This is a genomic window from Actinoplanes sp. NPDC019969 (assembly GCF_055562375.1).
In genome coordinates this window covers 84,178-101,591 of sequence record NZ_JBVHFK010000003.1, presented here as the reverse complement: position 1 = coordinate 101,591, position 17,414 = coordinate 84,178, and the positions used below count along the sequence as shown (strand labels likewise).

At 70.7% G+C, this 17,414-nt stretch carries 19 protein-coding genes; 9 read left to right on the top strand and 10 right to left on the bottom strand.

Annotated elements, in window-relative coordinates:
• Positions 1–129: 129 nt before the first annotated feature.
• The gene (locus ACZ3II_RS10585; RefSeq protein ID WP_465517359.1) at positions 130–795 is read right to left on the bottom strand and encodes a response regulator; all 666 of its coding nucleotides are present in this window, start codon (positions 793–795) and stop codon (positions 130–132) included.
• Positions 792–1,880, bottom strand: coding sequence for a sensor histidine kinase (locus ACZ3II_RS10580; protein ID WP_465517358.1), 1,089 nt, complete (start codon positions 1,878–1,880; stop codon positions 792–794). Before ACZ3II_RS10580 ends, ACZ3II_RS10585 begins: the two co-directional genes overlap by 4 nt.
• A 190-nt stretch (positions 1,881–2,070) precedes the next feature.
• Here ACZ3II_RS10580 and ACZ3II_RS10575 point away from each other — a divergent pair, with 190 nt between their 5' ends.
• The 5 genes from ACZ3II_RS10575 to ACZ3II_RS10555 all read left to right on the top strand — a co-directional run bounded on the left by ACZ3II_RS10575 (position 2,071) and on the right by ACZ3II_RS10555 (position 5,647).
• Positions 2,071–2,445 carry a DUF6223 family protein gene (locus ACZ3II_RS10575; RefSeq protein ID WP_465517357.1) on the top strand — a complete coding sequence of 125 codons (375 nt, stop codon included), beginning with the start codon at positions 2,071–2,073 and terminating at the stop codon, positions 2,443–2,445.
• Between the two features lie 87 nt (positions 2,446–2,532).
• Positions 2,533–3,576 carry a hypothetical protein gene (locus ACZ3II_RS10570; RefSeq protein WP_465517356.1) on the top strand — a complete coding sequence of 348 codons (1,044 nt, stop codon included), beginning with the start codon at positions 2,533–2,535 and terminating at the stop codon, positions 3,574–3,576.
• 111 nt (positions 3,577–3,687) lie between these two features.
• The gene (locus ACZ3II_RS10565) at positions 3,688–3,879 is read left to right on the top strand and encodes a hypothetical protein (RefSeq protein WP_465517355.1); all 192 of its coding nucleotides are present in this window, start codon (positions 3,688–3,690) and stop codon (positions 3,877–3,879) included.
• 31 nt (positions 3,880–3,910) lie between these two features.
• Complete coding sequence (locus ACZ3II_RS10560; protein ID WP_465517354.1) at positions 3,911–4,084, top strand: hypothetical protein; 174 nt, start codon at positions 3,911–3,913, stop codon at positions 4,082–4,084.
• Positions 4,085–4,474: 390 nt separating this feature from the next.
• Positions 4,475–5,647: a spore photoproduct lyase family protein gene (locus ACZ3II_RS10555; RefSeq protein ID WP_465517353.1), complete on the top strand. Its 1,173-nt coding sequence runs from the start codon at positions 4,475–4,477 to the stop codon at positions 5,645–5,647.
• Here the strand turns inward: ACZ3II_RS10555 and ACZ3II_RS10550 are convergent.
• On the bottom strand, positions 5,644–5,916 hold the full coding sequence (locus ACZ3II_RS10550; RefSeq protein WP_465517899.1) for a zinc ribbon domain-containing protein: 273 nt from the start codon (positions 5,914–5,916) through the stop codon (positions 5,644–5,646). The two genes, ACZ3II_RS10555 and ACZ3II_RS10550, sit on opposite strands and share 4 nt — an antisense overlap.
• A gap of 398 nt (positions 5,917–6,314) precedes the next feature.
• Here ACZ3II_RS10550 and ACZ3II_RS10545 point away from each other — a divergent pair, with 398 nt between their 5' ends.
• Together ACZ3II_RS10545 and ACZ3II_RS10540 are read left to right on the top strand one after the other, a co-directional pair.
• Positions 6,315–7,139, top strand: coding sequence for a poly-gamma-glutamate hydrolase family protein (locus ACZ3II_RS10545; RefSeq protein ID WP_465517352.1), 825 nt, complete (start codon positions 6,315–6,317; stop codon positions 7,137–7,139).
• Positions 7,140–7,352: 213 nt separating this feature from the next.
• A complete protein-coding gene (locus ACZ3II_RS10540; RefSeq protein WP_465517351.1) occupies positions 7,353–7,529 on the top strand; it encodes a hypothetical protein in 177 nt (58 codons plus the stop codon).
• Between the two features lie 321 nt (positions 7,530–7,850).
• Here the strand turns inward: ACZ3II_RS10540 and ACZ3II_RS10535 are convergent, their stop codons facing one another.
• Positions 7,851–8,765 (bottom strand): alpha/beta hydrolase family protein, encoded by a 915-nt coding sequence (locus ACZ3II_RS10535; protein WP_465517350.1) that lies wholly within the window; start codon positions 8,763–8,765, stop codon positions 7,851–7,853.
• A 97-nt stretch (positions 8,766–8,862) separates the two neighbouring features.
• On the opposite strand from ACZ3II_RS10535, the gene ACZ3II_RS10530 reads away from it, so the two are divergent.
• Positions 8,863–9,450, top strand: a complete 588-nt coding sequence (locus ACZ3II_RS10530; protein ID WP_465517349.1) for a TetR/AcrR family transcriptional regulator — start codon at positions 8,863–8,865, stop codon at positions 9,448–9,450.
• Here ACZ3II_RS10530 and ACZ3II_RS10525 read toward each other — a convergent pair.
• Both ACZ3II_RS10525 and ACZ3II_RS10520 read right to left on the bottom strand, forming a co-directional pair.
• Positions 9,416–9,997, bottom strand: coding sequence for an NAD(P)H oxidoreductase (locus ACZ3II_RS10525; protein WP_465517348.1), 582 nt, complete (start codon positions 9,995–9,997; stop codon positions 9,416–9,418). The genes ACZ3II_RS10530 and ACZ3II_RS10525 overlap by 35 nt on opposite strands.
• Positions 9,994–11,043, bottom strand: coding sequence for an alkene reductase (locus ACZ3II_RS10520; RefSeq protein ID WP_465517347.1), 1,050 nt, complete (start codon positions 11,041–11,043; stop codon positions 9,994–9,996). Before ACZ3II_RS10520 ends, ACZ3II_RS10525 begins: the two co-directional genes overlap by 4 nt.
• 84 nt (positions 11,044–11,127) lie before the next feature.
• Here ACZ3II_RS10520 and ACZ3II_RS10515 point away from each other — a divergent pair, with 84 nt between their 5' ends.
• Positions 11,128–11,559: a MarR family winged helix-turn-helix transcriptional regulator gene (locus ACZ3II_RS10515; RefSeq protein WP_465517346.1), complete on the top strand. Its 432-nt coding sequence runs from the start codon at positions 11,128–11,130 to the stop codon at positions 11,557–11,559.
• Between the two features lie 462 nt (positions 11,560–12,021).
• On the opposite strand, the gene ACZ3II_RS10510 is transcribed toward ACZ3II_RS10515, so the two are convergent.
• The 4 genes from ACZ3II_RS10510 to ACZ3II_RS10495 are packed head-to-tail and all read right to left on the bottom strand — an operon-like array spanning position 12,022 to position 17,292.
• Positions 12,022–14,223 (bottom strand): alpha-L-rhamnosidase, encoded by a 2,202-nt coding sequence (locus tag ACZ3II_RS10510; protein ID WP_465517345.1) that lies wholly within the window; start codon positions 14,221–14,223, stop codon positions 12,022–12,024.
• 17 nt (positions 14,224–14,240) lie between these two features.
• Positions 14,241–15,077, bottom strand: coding sequence for a carbohydrate ABC transporter permease (locus ACZ3II_RS10505; RefSeq protein WP_465517344.1), 837 nt, complete (start codon positions 15,075–15,077; stop codon positions 14,241–14,243).
• Positions 15,074–15,991 carry a carbohydrate ABC transporter permease gene (locus ACZ3II_RS10500; RefSeq protein WP_465517343.1) on the bottom strand — a complete coding sequence of 306 codons (918 nt, stop codon included), beginning with the start codon at positions 15,989–15,991 and terminating at the stop codon, positions 15,074–15,076. Before ACZ3II_RS10500 ends, ACZ3II_RS10505 begins: the two co-directional genes overlap by 4 nt.
• Positions 15,988–17,292, bottom strand: a complete 1,305-nt coding sequence (locus tag ACZ3II_RS10495) for an ABC transporter substrate-binding protein (RefSeq protein ID WP_465517342.1) — start codon at positions 17,290–17,292, stop codon at positions 15,988–15,990. Before ACZ3II_RS10495 ends, ACZ3II_RS10500 begins: the two co-directional genes overlap by 4 nt.
• Positions 17,293–17,414 lie beyond the last annotated feature (122 nt).

The following is a 17,414-nucleotide window of genomic DNA, read 5'->3' as shown; positions in this document are numbered from 1 at the left end:
GTCTCCAAGGCTGTGTTCGTGGTGTGTTCCGCCTTGGGCATCGTGCGGCGGTGAACGCGCTTCGGACGTCGCCGTCATGGTAATCGGCCCCGGATCACACCCCGCAGAGCGCCCGGACACCCTGTGAGATCACTCGCGCTCCAGCCGGCCGGGTGGGATCACCAGGCCGGACTCGTAGGCCATCACCACCAGCTGTGCCCGGTCCCGGGCCCGCAGCTTGGTCATCGCCCGGTTGAGGTGCGTCTTCGTGGTGATCGGGGTGATCACCATGCGGGCGGCGATCTCGTCGTTGGTCAGGCCGCGGGCCGCCAGGGCGACCGCCTCCCGTTCCCGGTTGGTCAGCTCGCCGAGGGCCGTGGGGCGGGGCGGCGCGGTCACGAACCGGTCGATCAGCCGCCGGGTGATCGACGGGGCGAGCAGCGCGTCCCCGCGGGCCGCGACCCGGACGGCGTGCAGCAGGTCCTCCGGCTCGATGTCCTTGACCAGGAAACCGGCGGCGCCGGCGCGCAGGGCGTGGAACACGTGCTCGTCCAGGCCGTAGTTCGTCAGCACCACCACGTGCACCCCCGCCAGCGCCGGATCGGCGGCGATCCGGCGGGTCGCCTCGATGCCGTCGGCGAGCGGCATCTGGATGTCGACGAGCGCCACGTCCGGCAGGTGGCGGCGGGCCTGCTCGACGCCGGCCAGACCGTCCCCCGCCTCGGCGACCACCGCGATGTCGTCCTCGGCGTCCAGCAGCGCCCGGAACCCGCTGCGGATCAGCGGCTGATCATCCACCAGCAGCACCCGGATCATGGCGTGCCGGCCAGCGGGAGTTCGGCATGGACGGTGAAGCCGCCCTGGTCGCGGGGCTCGGCGCGGAGCGTGCCGCCGAGGGCGGTGACCCGTTCCCGCATGCCGAGCAGGCCCACGCCCGGCTGCGGCGACGGCGGCGCGGCGGCGCCGTCGTCGTCGACCCGGATCCGGACCCGGTCGGGGTGATAGTCGATGCACACCGTCGCGGAGGCGGCGCGGGCGTGCCGGACCACGTTCGTCAGGGACTCCTGCACGATCCGGTAGCCGGTGCGGTCCACCGCCGGCGGCAGCGCCCCGGGCTCCCCGGTGGTGGTCAGCGTGGCGGTCAGCCCGGCCGCACGGACACCGTCGAGGAGCCCGGGGACGTGCTGCAACCCGTACCGCGAGAAGTCGCCGTCGTCGCGCAGCACCGTGAGCGTCTCGCGCAGTTCCCGGGCCGCTTCGCGCCCGGCATCGCGGATCGCCAGGAGGGCGTCCGGCACCGGTTCACCCCTTTTGCGAGCGAGGTGTACGGCCACCTCGGCCTGAAGTTTGATCACCGAGATCTGGTGTGTCAGCGAGTCGTGCAGCTCCCGGGCGATGTGCAGCCGCTCCTCCCCGGCGCGGCGCAGGGCGCTCTGCTCCCGGGTGCGTTCCGCCTCGTCGGCCCGGCGCTCCGCCTGCCGTAACGCCTCGCCCGCCGCGCCGGCCGCGATCAGCCACGCCAGCTCGAGGACGCTGCGGGAACTCTTCGCCGGCAGGCCAGACGCCATCGCGGTCAGGGGCAGCGCGGCCAGCATGACCACACTGACCGTGACGGTGGCGGCCCGCCGGCCCGCGCGCATCGCCGCGTAGACCGCGACCAGGTAGGCCACCGCGAACACGTCGAACCCGGCGGCCTGATATCCCACGGCGCAGAGCCCGGTGACGATCAGGACCGCGACCGGGAACCGCCGCCGCCAGGCCAGCGCCAGCCCGCCGGCGGCCAGCAGAACGACGCCGGCGATCGCGGCGGCGCTCTCCGGCCGGTGCCCGGACAGCCCGGTGATCACCAGGATCACCGCCACCCCGGCGGCGATCACCCCGTCCCGGACATCGCAGCGCATGCGCCGACCCTAGCCGCCTTCCACCGCCGCGGAATCCTCCCGGCGCCGTAGCCGGCTACCGCATCCGCAGCAGTCCGGAGTGTCCGCACCGGCACGACGCGCCACACCGGTCCACCCGCCCACGATGGGTCCGTCATTCACACCGCATCGTCATCCACACCGCATCGTCATCCACACCGGGAGGACTGTCATGATCGACATCTATGCCGAGGTCAGCGGACCCGTCCTGAGCGCCTCCACCACCACCTACGCCATGACCAGCGGACGAGTTCTGGGCGCCGCCGCCGCGCTGATCGCCCTGGCCGGTGTGGTCGTCGCGGTCCGGGCCGTGATCCGCCGCCGCCGTCCCGGCTCCCGCGCACCGCTGCTGGCGCTGACCGCCGGCGCGATCGGCATCCTCGCCGGCGGTTTCGTGGTGATCACCGCCGACGGCGGCCCCGGAACCGGCAACGGCATCGTCGGCGGTTTCGCCGCGCTCGTCCTCGGCGTGCTCGCCACCGTCCTCGGCGCCGTCGCCCGCCGCGCTTCTGTGCACGTTCACACTCCTGAGCGCTTTCGGTCATGACCCACTATTGGCAGCACGCCAATCGATCGATACGCTCCGTGCTCGTAGGTTCCACGGGGGTCGCCATCGATGCCGCAAGGAGAATGCGTGGGCTCGGACGAGAACGGCCTGCGGGTGGGCCGTTACGTGGACCAACCCGCCACGAGACCGGAGACCCCGCCGGGCGCCGCCCTGCCGAACATCGCCGACTACTGGCCGGACGCCCCGCACCGGCTTCAGGACGGTTCGGCCTGGCAGTCGTTCCTGCCGCTGTCCGCGTTCCGCCCGGGCGCTGAGCCCGGGGAGACCGCCGAGGCTCCGCCGGAACGCCGCTGGCTGCAACGCCCCGTCATTCTCACCGGGATGACGGCGATGCTGGTCGTCGCCGGCACGGTGCTGCTGGCCCGCCCGCTGGCCGACTCGGAGATCCGCCAGCAGGCCGCCGAGACGCCACCGCCGCCGCCCGCGACCATCCCCCTGGAACCCGCGCCCGTCACCCCGCCGCCCTCACCACCCACCGTTCCCTCGTCCGCACCGACGACCGGGCCGCCCGCTCCCACCACCACCGCGCCGCCACGGAAGGCCGTCCGGAACGCCCGCTTCGAGTTCGTCTCCGGCGTCACCGAGCTGACCGTCCGTACCGCCGACACCGGCGACGCCCCGTTCCGGGTCGCGTCCCCGCTCGGCGCCGCCGCCAGCACCTTCGGCGACGGCGTCCTGCGGGTCGACGTGAACCGGGCCGGCTCCGCCCCGGCCACCCTGGAGGTCCTGCTCAGCGACCGGATCACCTGGCATCTGCGGATCAGCGCCGGCGTGCGGACCCTCAACCTGGACACCACCGCCGGCCCGGTCAGCCGCATCGACCTGGACGGCGGCGCGGAGAGCATGAACGTGTCACTGGGCCGCGTGTCCGGCGTACTCCCGATCAGAATGGCCGGTGGCGTCAGCACCTGGCGCATCCGCACCGCTTCCCGCATCCCGGCCCGCGTCGCCATCGGCGACGGCGCCGGAAACGTCACCCTCTACGGCGACAGCAGCGGCGGCAAGGGCTCCGGCGCGGTCGTCGAGTCCGGTTCCCTGGGCGGCGGCCCGGGCCTGAACATCGACGCCGCCGGCGGCATGGGCTCGCTGGAGGTCACCTCCCGCCGCTGACCACGGCGGCGGCACGGCATCCACCGGCGCGGTCTCGTTCACCTTTTCGCGTCTGGCGGCCGATGATCGAGACTTCGGCGTACGGGGCCGCCATCCGGGTACAGCGGGATCATGAGTGATGTCGATCCCGAGCAGGTCAGCGAGTTCACCACCGAGGACGGGCCGGGTTCGGCCGACGTCGGGCAGCGCCGCGACCAGGAGCATCCGGCGCAGGAGGCGCACGGCGGCAGCATGGCGCCCGGGCTGGTCGACGACACCGGGCACCGTACGTCCGAGCCCCTCCCCGGGGAGGCCGGCCGTTAGCCCGGCCGGCTTCCCGGGTAGGTAACCAGACATGAGCGACGCACAGAACCGGTTTCTGCAGAACGATCTCGACCGGGCGCAGGGCCTGATCACCGACGCGCAGGGCGAATTCGTCCAGCAGCACCCCGGTGGGGCGTTCGACCCGCGCGCCTTCCGGTCCCGCAAGCGCGCGGACGCCACGCCCGCGGCCCCGGCGAAGCAGTAGGGCATCACGACGCGACGGGAGCGGGGAGCCTCACGTTCCCGTCGCGGCGGCGGTTCGCGGCCCTTGCTCAGCTCCAGAAGGCACAGCACGTTGCCGTTCAGGTCGGCCGGCACCGCACACCTGCCGATCGCCACCTCGAACGGCGGCTCGCGAACGGCGCACCCGGCCGCCTGACAGGCGGCCACCGCGTCGGGCACGTCGTCCACCAGGTGGCGCACGTTCCGGTCGCCGGGCAGGTCGAGGGTGTGCAGCACGATCTCCGCATCCGTCTCGGGGGAACCGGCCGGGGAGCAGATCGCGGCGTGGGACCGGGAGATCGACGAGTTCCTGAGCACGCCCGAGGAGCCGTCCTGACCGGTACACCGGCGCTGCCGGGGGTAATCGTCGGAGATGACCGACCTTGATCAGCCGCTTGCCCGGGACGTCCCGGCGGCGCCGCACAGTGCCAGTGGCGAGCGCGTCACCACGTACGACCTGAGCGAGGTGGCGCCGCCGGCGCGCCCGGCCCGGCGGTGGGTTCCGCGGCGGGTGGTGGCGACCCCGGCGGCGTACGATCATCCGCACGCCCACCGGATCATGGCGCTGGTCGAGGCCCAGGGCATCGAGGTGGAGCGGCTGCGGTCGGCCCGGCTGACCGGTGTCCGGGGCGAGACGGACCGGGAGACGTACGCCCGCGCGAAAAGCACCCTGGCGATCGTGGTGAGTCCCCCGTCGCGCCGGCGTCTGCAGCCGATCGCACCCAGCGCGGACTGGCGTTTCGACCTCGCCGAGGGCTGCCCGGCGCACTGCCAGTACTGCTATCTGGCCGGTTCGCTGTCCGGGCCGCCGGTGACCCGCGTCTACGCCGATCTGGACGTGATCCTGGACGGGCTCGCCGACTACGCCGGGCGCGGCACGATCACCAGCCGCCGGGCGGCGAGACGCGACGAGGGTACGACGTTCGAGGCGTCCTGCTACACCGATCCGCTCGCGCTGGAGCACCTGACCGGGAGCTGGCGGCGGGCGATCGAACACTTCGGCGCCTGGGACGCGCCGGTGCAGTTGCGCTGGACCACCAAGTTCGACGATGTGGACGGTCTCGTCGGGCTGCCTCATCACGGCCGTACGCGGGTCCGGTTCAGCGTCAACTGCCTGCCGGTGACGACCCGGTTCGAGGGCGGGACGAGCCGGCTGCACGATCGGCTGGCCGCGTTGCGGAGGCTCGCGCTGGACGGTTATCCGGTCGGATTGACGATCGCCCCGATCATGCCGGCCGGCGATTGGCGTACGGCGTACGGCGCCCTGCTCGCGGACGTGGCGGCGGCGGTCGACGGCGTACCCCGGCTGGATCTGACCGCCGAACTGATCACCCACCGTTTCACGCCGGGCAGCAAGGAGGTGCTGCTCGGCTGGTATCCGCGCACCCGGCTGGAGATGGACGAGGAGGCCCGCTCCCGCAAACACGGCAAGTTCGGCGCGGTCAAGTACGTTTATCCGGCACCCCTGATGGCCGGCCTCCGCACCTGGTTCGAGTCCGAGATCGCCCAGCGACTCCCCACCTGCCGCATCCTCTACTGGACTTAACGATCCCCACGGATGGATCCGGGGGATCTTCCTCCGGGGCCAGGCCCTGGATTCCCAGCTCGGACTGCATCGAATCGACGCTCTCGGGAGGAGGCGATCTGATGTCTGACGTCGTCGGCACTGGCACGGTCGCGTTCCGCCGTGGCGAGGATCGTCCTCGCGGCGTTGAGATCACGGTCTGCGGTGTAGCCGCAAGCGGCGCACTCGGAAGTACGGACACCCAGCCCGAGGCGGAGATTGGTTCTCTCGCCGCACCCGGAGCAGGTCATGGTGGTGCAGGCGGGCGGCACCAGCACCACCGTGCGGCCCGCCCGCATACCACGCTCGATCAGTTCGGCCTTGCACGCGCCGATCGCGTTGTCGGCGGCCTTGCGGGCCATCGACGTCTTGGTCAGGAACCTCGACTTGAAGTCTTCGACGGCAATCAAGCTGTGGTGGTCGACGACCTGCTTGGCCCAGACGCGGGCGTCGTGGGTGTTCTGCCGGGCTGCCGTCGGCGGCGCAACCCTGGAGATCGTGAAGAGGGAAGAGGTATGTCGAGCACCAGCGCAACGTCTGACCAGACGCCCATCCGCCTTGACAGCGAATGGGTCACCCCTGACCTGCTCCGCAGGAAATCCGATCCCTCCCCACGGCTAACGCCGCGGGTTTCCACGGAGGTTTCTCGATGACAGCGAACATGGAAACCCTCGCCTCCCGGCGCTCCCTGTTGACTCTGATGGCCGCCGCAACCACCGGCGCCGCGGGGGTGGCGCCTGCCCCGGCGCGCGCCGCCGCCTCCGCCGACACGTACGAGTCCAACACCGACCTCTACGCCCAGCCTGACCTCACCGAGGGCGTCCATTACGCCCGGAGGTTCCGGCGGCACCCGTCGTTCGACGACGATCCGGCCGCCTCGGCGGAGTTTCCGCAGGTCACGATCGTCGCTCCGCACGGCGGCGGGATCGAGCCGGGCACCTCCGAGCTGTGCCTGGCGATCGCGGGATACCACCCGGACACCTTCGCCCCGTCCGGCCCCGCGTACGACTACTGGATGTTCGAGGGCCTGCTCAGCGACGGCAACGCGAAGCTGCACGTCACGGCGACGCACTGCGACGACCCGATCGCCGGATCGCTCTGCGGCGGCGCCCGCCGCGTGATCGCGCTGCACGGCTGCCGGCCCGGCGACGCCACCGGTCTCGTCCCACCGCTCGCCGAGCCCGCCGCCGTTCTGGTCGGCGGCCTCGACACCGTTCTCAAGGACAACCTGATCACGGCGTACGCGGCCGCGGGCATCCATGCCCGCGACGCCACCGGCACGGGCCTCGCGGGCGAGCACCCCGCCAACATCGTCAACCGCAACCTGAGCGGCGCCGGAGCACAGCTGGAACTGACCACCCCGCTGCGGGCCGCGATGTTCGGCGCCAACACCCGGGCCGGACGGCGCAGAACCACCACTGCGGCCTTCTGGTCCTTCGTCGAGGCCACCCGCGCCGCCATCGCCGCGGCGTGACCGGCGGGTCTCCTGGGCCACCCGGCAGTCGTCCGTCCGGAAGGCGACCAGCGCACCGCAACCGTCGCAGGCCACGCACGGATGCCAGCCGGTCAGGGACCAGCAGCCGATCGGTACGAGGTCGTGGGCGAACCGGGTTCCACGGACATCGCCGGGCGAGAGAACGAACGTTCCGGCGACCTGGTCCCGAAGAACGCCGCTAACGTGGTCTCCGTGACGGAACCGCAGCTCGCTTGCCCGCTATGTCATGGCACGGAGTTCCAGCAGGAGGAGTCGCGCCAGGACAGCCGGTGGGGCTTCACCAGTCATCGCATGACCCTGATGATCTGTTCCCGCTGCCGCTACGTCCTTCACTTCTACGACAAACACAGCATCTTCGATATCGACTAGATGAGACGGTGTCGTTTCCCGGCGCGGACACGCTGCACTTCTCCGGCGGCGGCATCATCGGGAACGCGGTGGAGAATGTCGCCGACGATGCCATGACCGCTGAGGGCCGGGCCGCTGCCGATGTTGTGCGGTACGCACCGGTCTGCCCAGCCCACGATCGGCCAGGTCCGCGAGCGTGGATTCGGAGCATCGGCTCTCCGGCGTGAGACGCACAAGTTCGGGCGCGATGCCGATCTTGTGCGCCTCACCCCGATGCCGCATCGACAAGATCGGGCGGGGACGCCGACGCGGGCGCTGAACCCGGATCAATACCGTGAGGAGTTATGCGCCGGCCGATGTCGCGGGCGTGTCGATGCGGCCCACCGCATCCGGCATGGCGCGGACGGCGGTGACCTCGGTGTCCCAGGCGGCCGCGTCGATGCCGAGCGCCGTACGCAGGAAGGCCGTCGACGTACGCCGGATCAGCGACACCCCCGCCGGGCTCTCGTCGGTGGTGTCGGCCGACCGGTACGCATGGATGCCGCCGAGATAGTGCTCCGCGCCGAACAGCGTGACCAGGCCCTGCGCCCCCGGACTGAGGTGGTACACGTCGGTGAACCAGTCCGGCCCGCGGCTGGACAGCGCCGACTGGTCCGCGTCCCCCGCGACGACCAGGACCGGCGTCTTCAGATCGGTGAAGTCGGGGTTCATGAAGGCGAAGTTCTCCCTGGCGTACGGGGCCAGCTCCGCCCCGCCGAGCCCCGTGGTGGCCAGCAGCACACCGGCTTTGACCCGATGATCGGTACGGTCCACCCCAGGCCGCCCATCGGCATCGAGGACCCGTGCCCCGAGCAGCATGCCCACGCTCTGCCCACCCCACGAGTGCCCGGCGACGGCGAGCCGTTCGAGATCCACCCGGCCGGCGAGCCCGGGCACCGCGCCGACGATCGTGGCGAGATCGTCGATGACGCGCACCAGATCGTCGACGCGGGTCTGCCAGATGACCGGGTACCGCGGGTCGGCCGGAGTGACACCCAGCGTCTTGGAGTCCAGGAACGTGGGCTGCACGACGACGAAGCCGTTGGCCGCCCAGTGGTCGACGAGCGGGTCGTACCAGTCCATCGCGCCGCCGAAGCCGTGCGCGAGGACGATCACCGGCAGGCCGTCGCCGGTGGTGGGTGCGGAGACCCGGAGTTGCAGGTCGTCGCCGCGGCCGGGGGCGGGCAGCACGACGGGTTTGAGGGACACGATCGCCATCGGGGGCTCCTGAGATCGAGGAAACGGAACAGCGCTCCGCATCAAGATACGGAGCGCTGTTCCGTTTTGCAAGATCGAGCCGTGACACAATCGGCGGGTGACTGGATCAGGTGGTACGGCGCCCAAGCGCCGGGCGGACGTCGCCCGCAACGAACGGGCGCTGCTGGACGCGGCGGCCGAGGTGTTCGCGACCTCCGGTGTCGACGCCACGGTCCGTCAGGTGGCCACGGCCGCCGGAGTCGGCATGGGCACCCTCTACCGGCACTTCCCGACCCGGGCGGACCTGCTGGTCGCGGTGTACCGGCACCAGATCGACGCGTGCGCCGAGGCCGGCCCGGCGCTGCTCGCGTCCGCGCCGACCCCGTTCGCCGCACTGCTCGACTGGGTGCACCTGTTCGTCGACTTCCTCGCCACCAAGCACGGCGTGGCGAAGGTGTGGCAGGGTGACGCCGCCGGTTTCACGGCCCTGCACCAGCTGTTCCTCGACCGGCTGGTCCCGGTCCTGTCCGACCTGCTGGACGCGGCGCGGGCGTCCGGCGAGGTGGTCGCCGACATCCGGCCCTACGAGCTGATCCGCGCCGTCGGCGACCTGGTCGCCTGGACCGCGCAGGACCCTGACTACGACGTACGCCGCATCGTCACCCTGCTCGTCACCGGTCTGCGCCAGCAGCAACCGGACCGGTGAGCACGATCGCGTCGACGGCGGTGACCCGTGGCTCGGTGAGCGTGTCGTGGATCAGGTGCACGGCGGCGTCGGTGATGCCGCAGTACTCCGAGATCCCCACGCGCAACTGCACGTCGATCGCCCTGTCCAGGCCGGGTCCGGCGTAGTCGGCTGCCGAACCGGCGGCCAGCCCGACCCACCGCATCCGCTTGCCCCGGAGGGTGGACGGCTCGTACGCGAAGCCCCGGTTCCACACCCGGTCGACCCAGCCCTTGGCAATCGCCGGCAGCCCGAACCACCAGACCGGGAAGACGACGACGATCAGGTCGGCGGCGGCGATCCGGGCCATGTGTGCCCGTACCTCGGCCGAATATTCCTTCGCGGCGTCGCCCCAGTCCGGCTCGTCGTCGGGGCGCAACGAGGGATCGAAGCCCTCCGCGTAGAGGTCCAGCAGGTCGACGGTGGCGCCGTCGGCGATCAGGACGGCCCGGGCCCGGGACGCGGTGGCGGCGGTCAGCGAGTCGGCGCGCGGGTGCGCGAGGACCACGAGCGCGTGGGTACGGCTCATGCGCTCAGCGCCGGGTAGTCGGTGTAGCCGGTGTGGTCCCCGCCGTAGAAGGTGTCCGGATCGGCGGTGTTGTACGGCCCACCGGCCCGGATCCGCACGTCGAGGTCCGGGTTGGCCAGCCACAGGGTCGCCAGCGCGACGGCGTCGGCCACTCCGGACTCGACCGCCTCCACGGCGTCCCCGGCGGACGCGGGGAACCCGTCGGGGTGCGGGTTGAGGAGGAACGCGCCGGACCATGCGGCCCGCAGCCGCCGGGTCAGGTCCCGGTCGCCGACCTCGACCAGGTGCACGTACGCGAGGTCCAGCTCAGCCAGCAGCGCGAGGTGGACCGGCGCGGGATCGGCCTCCCGGATGTTGTTGAACGTGCTGCCCGGGGACAGCCGGATTCCCGTGCGGTCGGCGCCGATGGCGCCGGCGACGGCGGTGGCGACCTCGACGGCGAAGCGGATCCGGTCCCCGTACGCGTCGGTGCGCAGGTTGGTGTTGTCGGCGAGGAACTGGTGGATCAGGTAGCCGTTCGCGCCGTGCAGCTCCACCCCGTCGAACCCGGCGTCCACGGCGTTGCGGGCCGCGGCGGCGAAATCGTCGATCGTGGTACGGATGTCGTCCACCGTCAGCTCGCGCGGCACCGGGTGGTCGAGCATCCCCTCCGGGCTGAACAACTGCTCGCCGGAGGCGACCGGGGACGGGGCGACCGGCAGTTCCCCGTTCGGGTAGAGGCGGGGGTGCCCGATCCGGCCGGTGTGCGTGAGCTGGGCGACGATGCGCCCGCCCCGCTCGTGGACGGCGTCGGTGACCCGGCGCCAGGCGTCGACCTGCGCGCCGGTGTGCAGCCCGGGCGTGCGGATGTAGCCCTGCCCGATCGCGCTGGGCTGAATGCTCTCGCTGATGATCAGGCCCGCTCCGGCGCGCTGCCGGTAGTACTCCGCGGTCAGGTCGGTGACGAGTCCGTCCGCAGTGGCGCGGCTGCGGGTCATCGGGGCCATCAGCAGGCGGTTCGGTAGTTCGAGCTTGCCGATGGTGACCGGCTCGAAGATGTCGGGCATGACGATCCCTCCGTGGATCCTTGATTGACTCAAGCATCACGGTGGCATATTTAGTTGAGTGAATCAAGTGTTAGGATTCGGGTCATGGCCGTTCCCTCCGGGCCCGTCTCCCCCTCGACCGAGGCCGAGCGTGCGATGTTCGACTTCGTCGACGCGTACGACCGCGCCTACGAGACCGCCGCGGAGCAGCACGGGATGAGCGTCGCGCAGGCCTGCGTGCTGGGCCGGATCGCGCAGCCCCGGGGCATGCGGGAGCTCGCCGACGAGCTCGGCTGCGACGCCTCCAACATCACCCAGATCGTCACCCGCCTGGAGGCCCGCGACCTGGTCGAGCGGCACGCCAACCCGAACGACCGCCGTTCCCGCCAGCTCATCCGCACCCCCGCCGGCGACGACCTGAACGCCGCGTTCGAGAGATCGTTCGAGTTCGCCCGCGCCGCCACCTCCAACCTGACCCTGGCCGAACAGGCCCAGCTGGCCGACCTCCTCCGCAAAGCCCTCGGCCAATCCCCGTAACCCCCGCGTGTCGAGTTCGGCCGTCCCCCGCACCCGAACTCAACACCACCGAGCGTGTGTAGTTGGGGCACGTGGAGCACCCGAACTACACACGCTCCCAGGCGACCACCGGGTGTGTTGAGTTGGGGCGCGCACAACGGCCGAACTCAACACGCCGGAAAGCAGCCCACCCGGCGTGTGGAATTCGGGCGCGTATAGCGGCCGAACCCAACACGCCGGAAAGCAGCCCACCCGGCGTGTGGAACTCGGGCGCGCACAACGGCCGAACCCAACACGCCGGAAAGCAGCCCACCCGGCGTGTGGAACTCGGGCGCGTATAGCGGCCGAACCCAACACGCTGGGGTGGGCGGATCATGGCGCTGGGACAGCCATGAGAACCAGCCGAGGGGTAGCCGTAACGCGCATGCATGAGCCGCACCCGGCAGACGGCCGGGAGGGGACGCCTGCCGCGGCTGCCGCGAGTCACGGTACCGTCGTTGGCCCGTACCGTTGCGTGGTGTTGTGGGTTCCAGCGGTCAGCGGGATCTCCGGATGGCCGGGCAGGGACAGCACGCCGGTCACCCCCGAAGGGAGCGTCGTGTCGACGGTGAGCCGGGAGTCCTCCAGGCGCCAGGACACCTCGACGCGGCCGTGGCGCGTCTCCAGGGACGTGCGGGCGTGGGTCAGGCCGCCGCCGGGACGCGGGGCGATCAGCACCTCGGCGTAACCGGGGGTGAGGGGCGCGATCCCGCCGATCGTGCGGTGCATCCAGTCGGCGACCGCGCCGAGGGCGTAATGGTTGAAGCTGGTCATCTCCCCCGGGTTGATCGAGCCGTCCGGCAGCATCGAGTCCCACCGTTCCCAGATGGTGGTGGCGCCCATCGTGACCGGGTACAGCCAGGACGGGCACTGCCGTTCCAGGAGCAGGCGGTACGCCTCGGCGAGGTGCCCGGTGCGGGTGAGGGCGTCGAGGATGTACGGGGTGCCCGCGAACCCCGTCGACACCCGGTATCCGCTCTCGGCCACCAGGGAGGCCAGCCGCCGCCCCGCCGTCTCCTCCCCCGCCGGGTCGAGCAGCCCGAACGCGATGGCGAGCGTGTAGACCGTGGTGCAGTCGGAGTGGATCCGCCCGTCCGCCGACACATAGGCGGCACGGAACGCGGCCCGGGTGCGGTCGGCGAGTTCCCGGAGTTCGGTCGGATCGTGGCCGAGCAGCGCGGCCGTCGCGGCGGTGATGGTCAGGCTGCGGTAGTAGGCGGCGGTCGCGACCACGCCCGGATCCGCTTTGGCCTTGGCCGGGGCGTCCGCCGGCGCGTCCGGGTCGAGCCAGTCCCCGAACTGGAACGACCCGTCCCACACTCCGGACGGCGACAGCAGGGTCCGGACCCGGCGCACGTGCGCGACCATCGACGGATAGTGCCGTTCCAGCAGTTCACGGGACCCGTACGCCTGCCACAGCGTCCACGGCACCCACACCGCCGCATCGGACCAGAAGGCGGTGCTGTCCGGGTCGGGGAAGTCCGGCGGGTGCGGCTGGAACTTGAGGACGTCCGGGATCACGAACGGCACGAGCCCGCCGGCGGCCCGCTGTTCGGCGGCCAGGTCGGCGAGCCAGTCGGCGAGGAACGACTCGACGTCGTACAGGTAGGCGGCGGACGGGGCGAACACGGCGATGTCACCGGTCCAGCCGAGGCGTTCGTTGCGTTGCGGGCAGTCGGTCGGCAGGTCCAGGAAGTTGCCCTTGGTGGACCAGACGGCGTTGCGGTGCAGCTGGTTGAGCAGTTCGTCGGAGCACGCGAACTCGCCGGTCCGTTGCAGCCGGGAGTGCACGACGACGGCCTCGGCGGTGGTGAAAGGGCCGGTGATCTCGGCGTACCGGAAACCGTGGAAGGTCATCGTGGGCTCGAAGACGTCCGCGCCACCGCTGAGGATGAAACGGTCGGTGGCTTGGGCGTCGCGCAGTGGCCGCGTGCCCAGCTCGCCGTTCTCCAGGACCTCGGCGTGCCGGACGCGGATCTCGGAGCCGGCCGGCCCGGTGGCGGTCACGCGGATCCAGCCGACCAGGTTCTGCCCGAAGTCGAGCAGGGTCCGGCCGGACGGCGAGGTCCAGATCTTTTGCGGTACGAGGGTCTCGTGCCTGGTGACCGGGGGTCCGATGTACGGGGTGAGCCGCCCCCGGTCGAAGTCGAGCACCCGCACCGGCAGCACCCACTCGGGCTGTCCGGCCCGCCGCCGCGCGTCGATCGTCTGGCCGTCGTAGAGGTCGTCGGCGATGACGTCCGACCCGCCGGCGGTCCACGTCTCGTCGGTGACGACGAGTTGCCGCCGCCCGTCCGCATACTCGATCTCCAGTTCGGCGATGACTCCCAGCCGGTCGCCGTAGAACGCCCGGCCGCCCATGAACCCGAGCCGCCCCCGGTACCACCCGTTGCCGACGAGCACGGTCAGCACGGAACGTTCGGTGAGCAGCGCGGTGACGTCGTGGGTGAGGTAGCGCAGGCGGTGTTCGTACGCGCTCCACCCGGGGCTGAGCACGTCGTCGCCGACGGGTGTCCCGTTGATCCGCGCCTCGTGCACACCCAAGCTGCTGATCGTCAGAACGGCCCGGCTCACCTCGCCGGGTTCGAGGGTGATCTCTCTGCGGAACAGCGGCGCGCTGCCCAGCTCGGTCGCCGGTGTGATCATCCGACCTCGCAACATGGTCACCCTTTCACCGAGCCGGCGATCATGCCGGACACGATCTGGCGCTGGAAGATCATGAACATGATCAGCGGCGGGACCGTGACCAGCAGGATGTCCATGAACAGCAGGTTGTTGGCGCTGGCGTACTGGCCCTGGAAGTTGAACAGGGTCAGCTGCACGGTGGCGTTCTCGTCACCGGGCAGGAAGTAGAGCGGGCTGGCGAAGTCGTTCCAGACGAACACCGACTGCACCACCACGCACGTCACGATGATCGGCCGCAGCAGCGGGAACACGACCCGGAAGAACAGGCTGAGCGGGCCGGCGCCGTCGATGGTGGCGGCCTCGTCCAGCTCGCGCGGCACCCCGGCGAGGAACGCCTGGAAGAGCAGGACACAGAACGCCATGGCGTACGCGATCTCCACCAGGATCAGGCCGGGCATGGTCTTGAACAGGCCGAGCTTCTGCAGCACCCAGATGGTCGGGACGACGGCGGGCGGCAGGACCAGGCCGGACAGCACGATCAGGTTCACCGCCCGGGTGACCCGGCTCGTGCGGCGCTGCAGCACGAACGCGGCCATCGCGGCCAGGATCACCACCGCGCCGACGCTGGCGACGGTCAGGATCGTGCTGTTGATGAACGCGATGATCAGCAGGTAGTCCCGGGACTCGATGACGGCCTGGAGGTTCTGGACGAACGCCCACTCGGTCGGCCAGGAGAACCGCAGGAGCGCCGACTCCTGCTGGGTCTTCGACGCGGTCAGCACGATGAAGGCGAACGGGACCAGGAACACCACGCCGAACAGGACGATCGCCAGGCTGCTGAGGAGGTGGTTCGGCTTCACCCGTACGGCGCTCACGAGGTCTCGTCCTTTCTGTTGAGGAACCGGAAGAGCGGCAGCACGATCAGGATCACCAGCAGGAACAGCACGACGTTGCCGGCGGTGGACAGCCCGTAGAAGCCCGCCTGGTACTGCTTGTAGATCACCGACGCCATCACGTCCGAGGTGAACCCCGGGCCGCCCTTGGTCATCGCCCAGATCAGGTCGAACTTCCGCAGCCCGCCGATCAGCGACAGGATGATCACCGAGACCGTCGCCGGGCGGGCCAGGGGCAGGGTGACGTGCCGGAACCGGTGCCAGGCGCCGGCGCCGTCCGTCTTCGCGGCCTCGAAGTACTCGGGCGGGATGGACAGGATGCCGGCCATGTAGATCACCGTGGCCAGGCCGACGCCCTGCCACACGTCGACCAGCGCCACCGACAGCAGCGCCCAGCTCGGGTCGGCGAGCCAGGCCGGGCCGGTGACGCCGACCAGGTCGAGGGCCTGGTTGATGACGCCGCGGGTCGGGTGCATGAGCACCTGGAACGTCAGGCCGACCCCGATGGTGCTGACCAGCACCGGGAAGAACGCCACCGACCGCATGAAGCCGCGGCCCAGGATCGGGCCGGTCAGCAGCACGGCGAGGGCCATCCCGAGGATCACTTTCAGGCCGGAGGTGACCGTCCCGTACACCAGGGTGTGCCAGAGACCGGAGGCCAGCGCGGGTTCCCGGAAGAACTGCACGTAGTTGTCCAGGCCGATGAACTCCTGGTCGAACAGGGTCCAGCGGGTCAGGCTGAACCAGAACGCCATGATCGACGGCACCAGGAAGAAGACCGCGAAGATCAAACCGCCGGGGACCACGAACCAGTACGGGTACGCGCTGCGCCGGCGACCACGGTCCGCGGGCGTCGTCTCCGCGGCCGCGGTCACCGGCTCGGTCAGAGCGGTCACTTCCAGCCCTCGAGGCCGAGCTGCTGGGCCTGCTTCTTCACGTCCTCGTCGTAGAGCCTCGCGCCGTCGGCGGCCGGGCGGATGCCGGAGCCGACCTCGACGGTGATCTGCTCCAGGGCCGGGCCCTTGATCGGCGACAGGAACTCCAGGGCGGGGCTGGCCTTACCGGCCTCGACATACGCGGTCAGGTCCTTCACCGCGGTCGCCACGTCGTCCGGCAGCTTGCAGGTCTTGACCGCGAACGGGCCGCCGACCGGGCTGGCGCTCGCGTTGGCGGCACAGCCCTCCGGGGAGGCGACGAACGCCTGGAACTTCTTGGCGGCCGCCAGCTTGTCCCCCTGGGTGGTCTTGGGGATGTAGATGCCGGACGGCTCCCACAGGGTCGCGCCGTTCCTGCTCGGGTCGGTGCCGGGCAGGGCGAAGAACCCGACGTCGTTCACATTGTCCGGGGCGGCCACACCGAGCGGCGAGATGCCGAAGGTGATCATCGGGTAGTGGCCGGCCTTGCCGGTGGCCACGGCGGCCAGGCCCTCGTTGTACTTGGCGGAGGCATAGTCGGCGTTCCAGTACCCGGCCTTCTTCAGGTCCTCCAGGTGCTGGAACCCGGCCAGGGCGGCGGGCGTGGTCGCGTACTTCGCCTGGTTCTTCGTGTACTTCTCGGCGAAGCCGGGATCGGCGGCGTTGACGTTGTGGAAGTCGGCGAGCACCAGGATCTGCGAGGTCCAGGTGTCGCTGAAGGTCTGCTGGACCGGCGCCACCCCGGCCGCCTTGATCCTGGCGTTGTTGGCCATGAAGTCCGCCCACGTCTGCGGTTTCTGCAGGCCGAGCTTCTGGTAGAGCGGGATGTTGTAGAAGATGCCGCCGCCGGTGATGCCGCCCCACGGCGCGCCGTAGACCTCGTTGTTCGCGGTGACGACCGGCCGGAACGTGGCGTCCAGGTCACCGACCCAGGCCTCGCCGGTGACCGGGGTGAGGTTGCTCTGCGGGGCGAGGGCCTGGAACAGCGAGCCGGAGTTGTACTCGAAGACGTCGGCCATGTCCCCGGTGGACAGCCGGGTCTTCAGCAGGTTGTCGCCCTCACTGCCCTGTGGCCGGGTGTCGAGTTTGACGTCGATGTCGGTGTGCTTCGCCTCGAACGCCGCGATGACCGCCTCGGACACCTTCACGTTGGCGGGGTCGTTGTTGGTCAGGAAGGTGATCGGGGTCTTGCCACCCGCGTCGTCGCTGGAACCGAGCGAGCCCGCGCTGCAGGCGGACAGCGAGAGGGCGCTGGCGAGAAGGATCGCGGCACCGCGCTTCATATGTGAACCTCCGATTTCGCGGATGTTTGTAGATCGGTCTCCATGGGAGATGGGCGCAACAGTAGACCGATCTACATACGTGACACAAGACACTCGGCGAAACGTTTCAAGGACTGCCGATC

Bases quoted from the DNA above. Each gene is read 5' to 3' on its own strand.
- ACZ3II_RS10525 (WP_465517348.1), bottom strand. From the start codon at position 9,997: ATGAGCCGTACCCACGCGCTCGTGGTCCTCGCGCACCCGCGCGCCGAC.
- ACZ3II_RS10550 (WP_465517899.1), bottom strand. From the start codon at position 5,916: ATGACCTGCTCCGGGTGCGGCGAGAGAACCAATCTCCGCCTCGGGCTG.
- ACZ3II_RS10585 (WP_465517359.1), bottom strand. From the start codon at position 795: ATGATCCGGGTGCTGCTGGTGGATGATCAGCCGCTGATCCGCAGCGGG.
- ACZ3II_RS10545 (WP_465517352.1), top strand. From the start codon at position 6,315: ATGACAGCGAACATGGAAACCCTCGCCTCCCGGCGCTCCCTGTTGACT.
- ACZ3II_RS10495 (WP_465517342.1), bottom strand. From the start codon at position 17,292: ATGAAGCGCGGTGCCGCGATCCTTCTCGCCAGCGCCCTCTCGCTGTCC.
- ACZ3II_RS10580 (WP_465517358.1), bottom strand. From the start codon at position 1,880: ATGCGCTGCGATGTCCGGGACGGGGTGATCGCCGCCGGGGTGGCGGTG.
- ACZ3II_RS10575 (WP_465517357.1), top strand. From the start codon at position 2,071: ATGATCGACATCTATGCCGAGGTCAGCGGACCCGTCCTGAGCGCCTCC.
- ACZ3II_RS10520 (WP_465517347.1), bottom strand. From the start codon at position 11,043: ATGCCCGACATCTTCGAGCCGGTCACCATCGGCAAGCTCGAACTACCG.
- ACZ3II_RS10565 (WP_465517355.1), top strand. From the start codon at position 3,688: ATGAGTGATGTCGATCCCGAGCAGGTCAGCGAGTTCACCACCGAGGAC.
- ACZ3II_RS10560 (WP_465517354.1), top strand. From the start codon at position 3,911: ATGAGCGACGCACAGAACCGGTTTCTGCAGAACGATCTCGACCGGGCG.
- ACZ3II_RS10510 (WP_465517345.1), bottom strand. From the start codon at position 14,223: ATGATCACACCGGCGACCGAGCTGGGCAGCGCGCCGCTGTTCCGCAGA.
- ACZ3II_RS10555 (WP_465517353.1), top strand. From the start codon at position 4,475: ATGACCGACCTTGATCAGCCGCTTGCCCGGGACGTCCCGGCGGCGCCG.
- ACZ3II_RS10515 (WP_465517346.1), top strand. From the start codon at position 11,128: ATGGCCGTTCCCTCCGGGCCCGTCTCCCCCTCGACCGAGGCCGAGCGT.
- ACZ3II_RS10535 (WP_465517350.1), bottom strand. From the start codon at position 8,765: ATGGCGATCGTGTCCCTCAAACCCGTCGTGCTGCCCGCCCCCGGCCGC.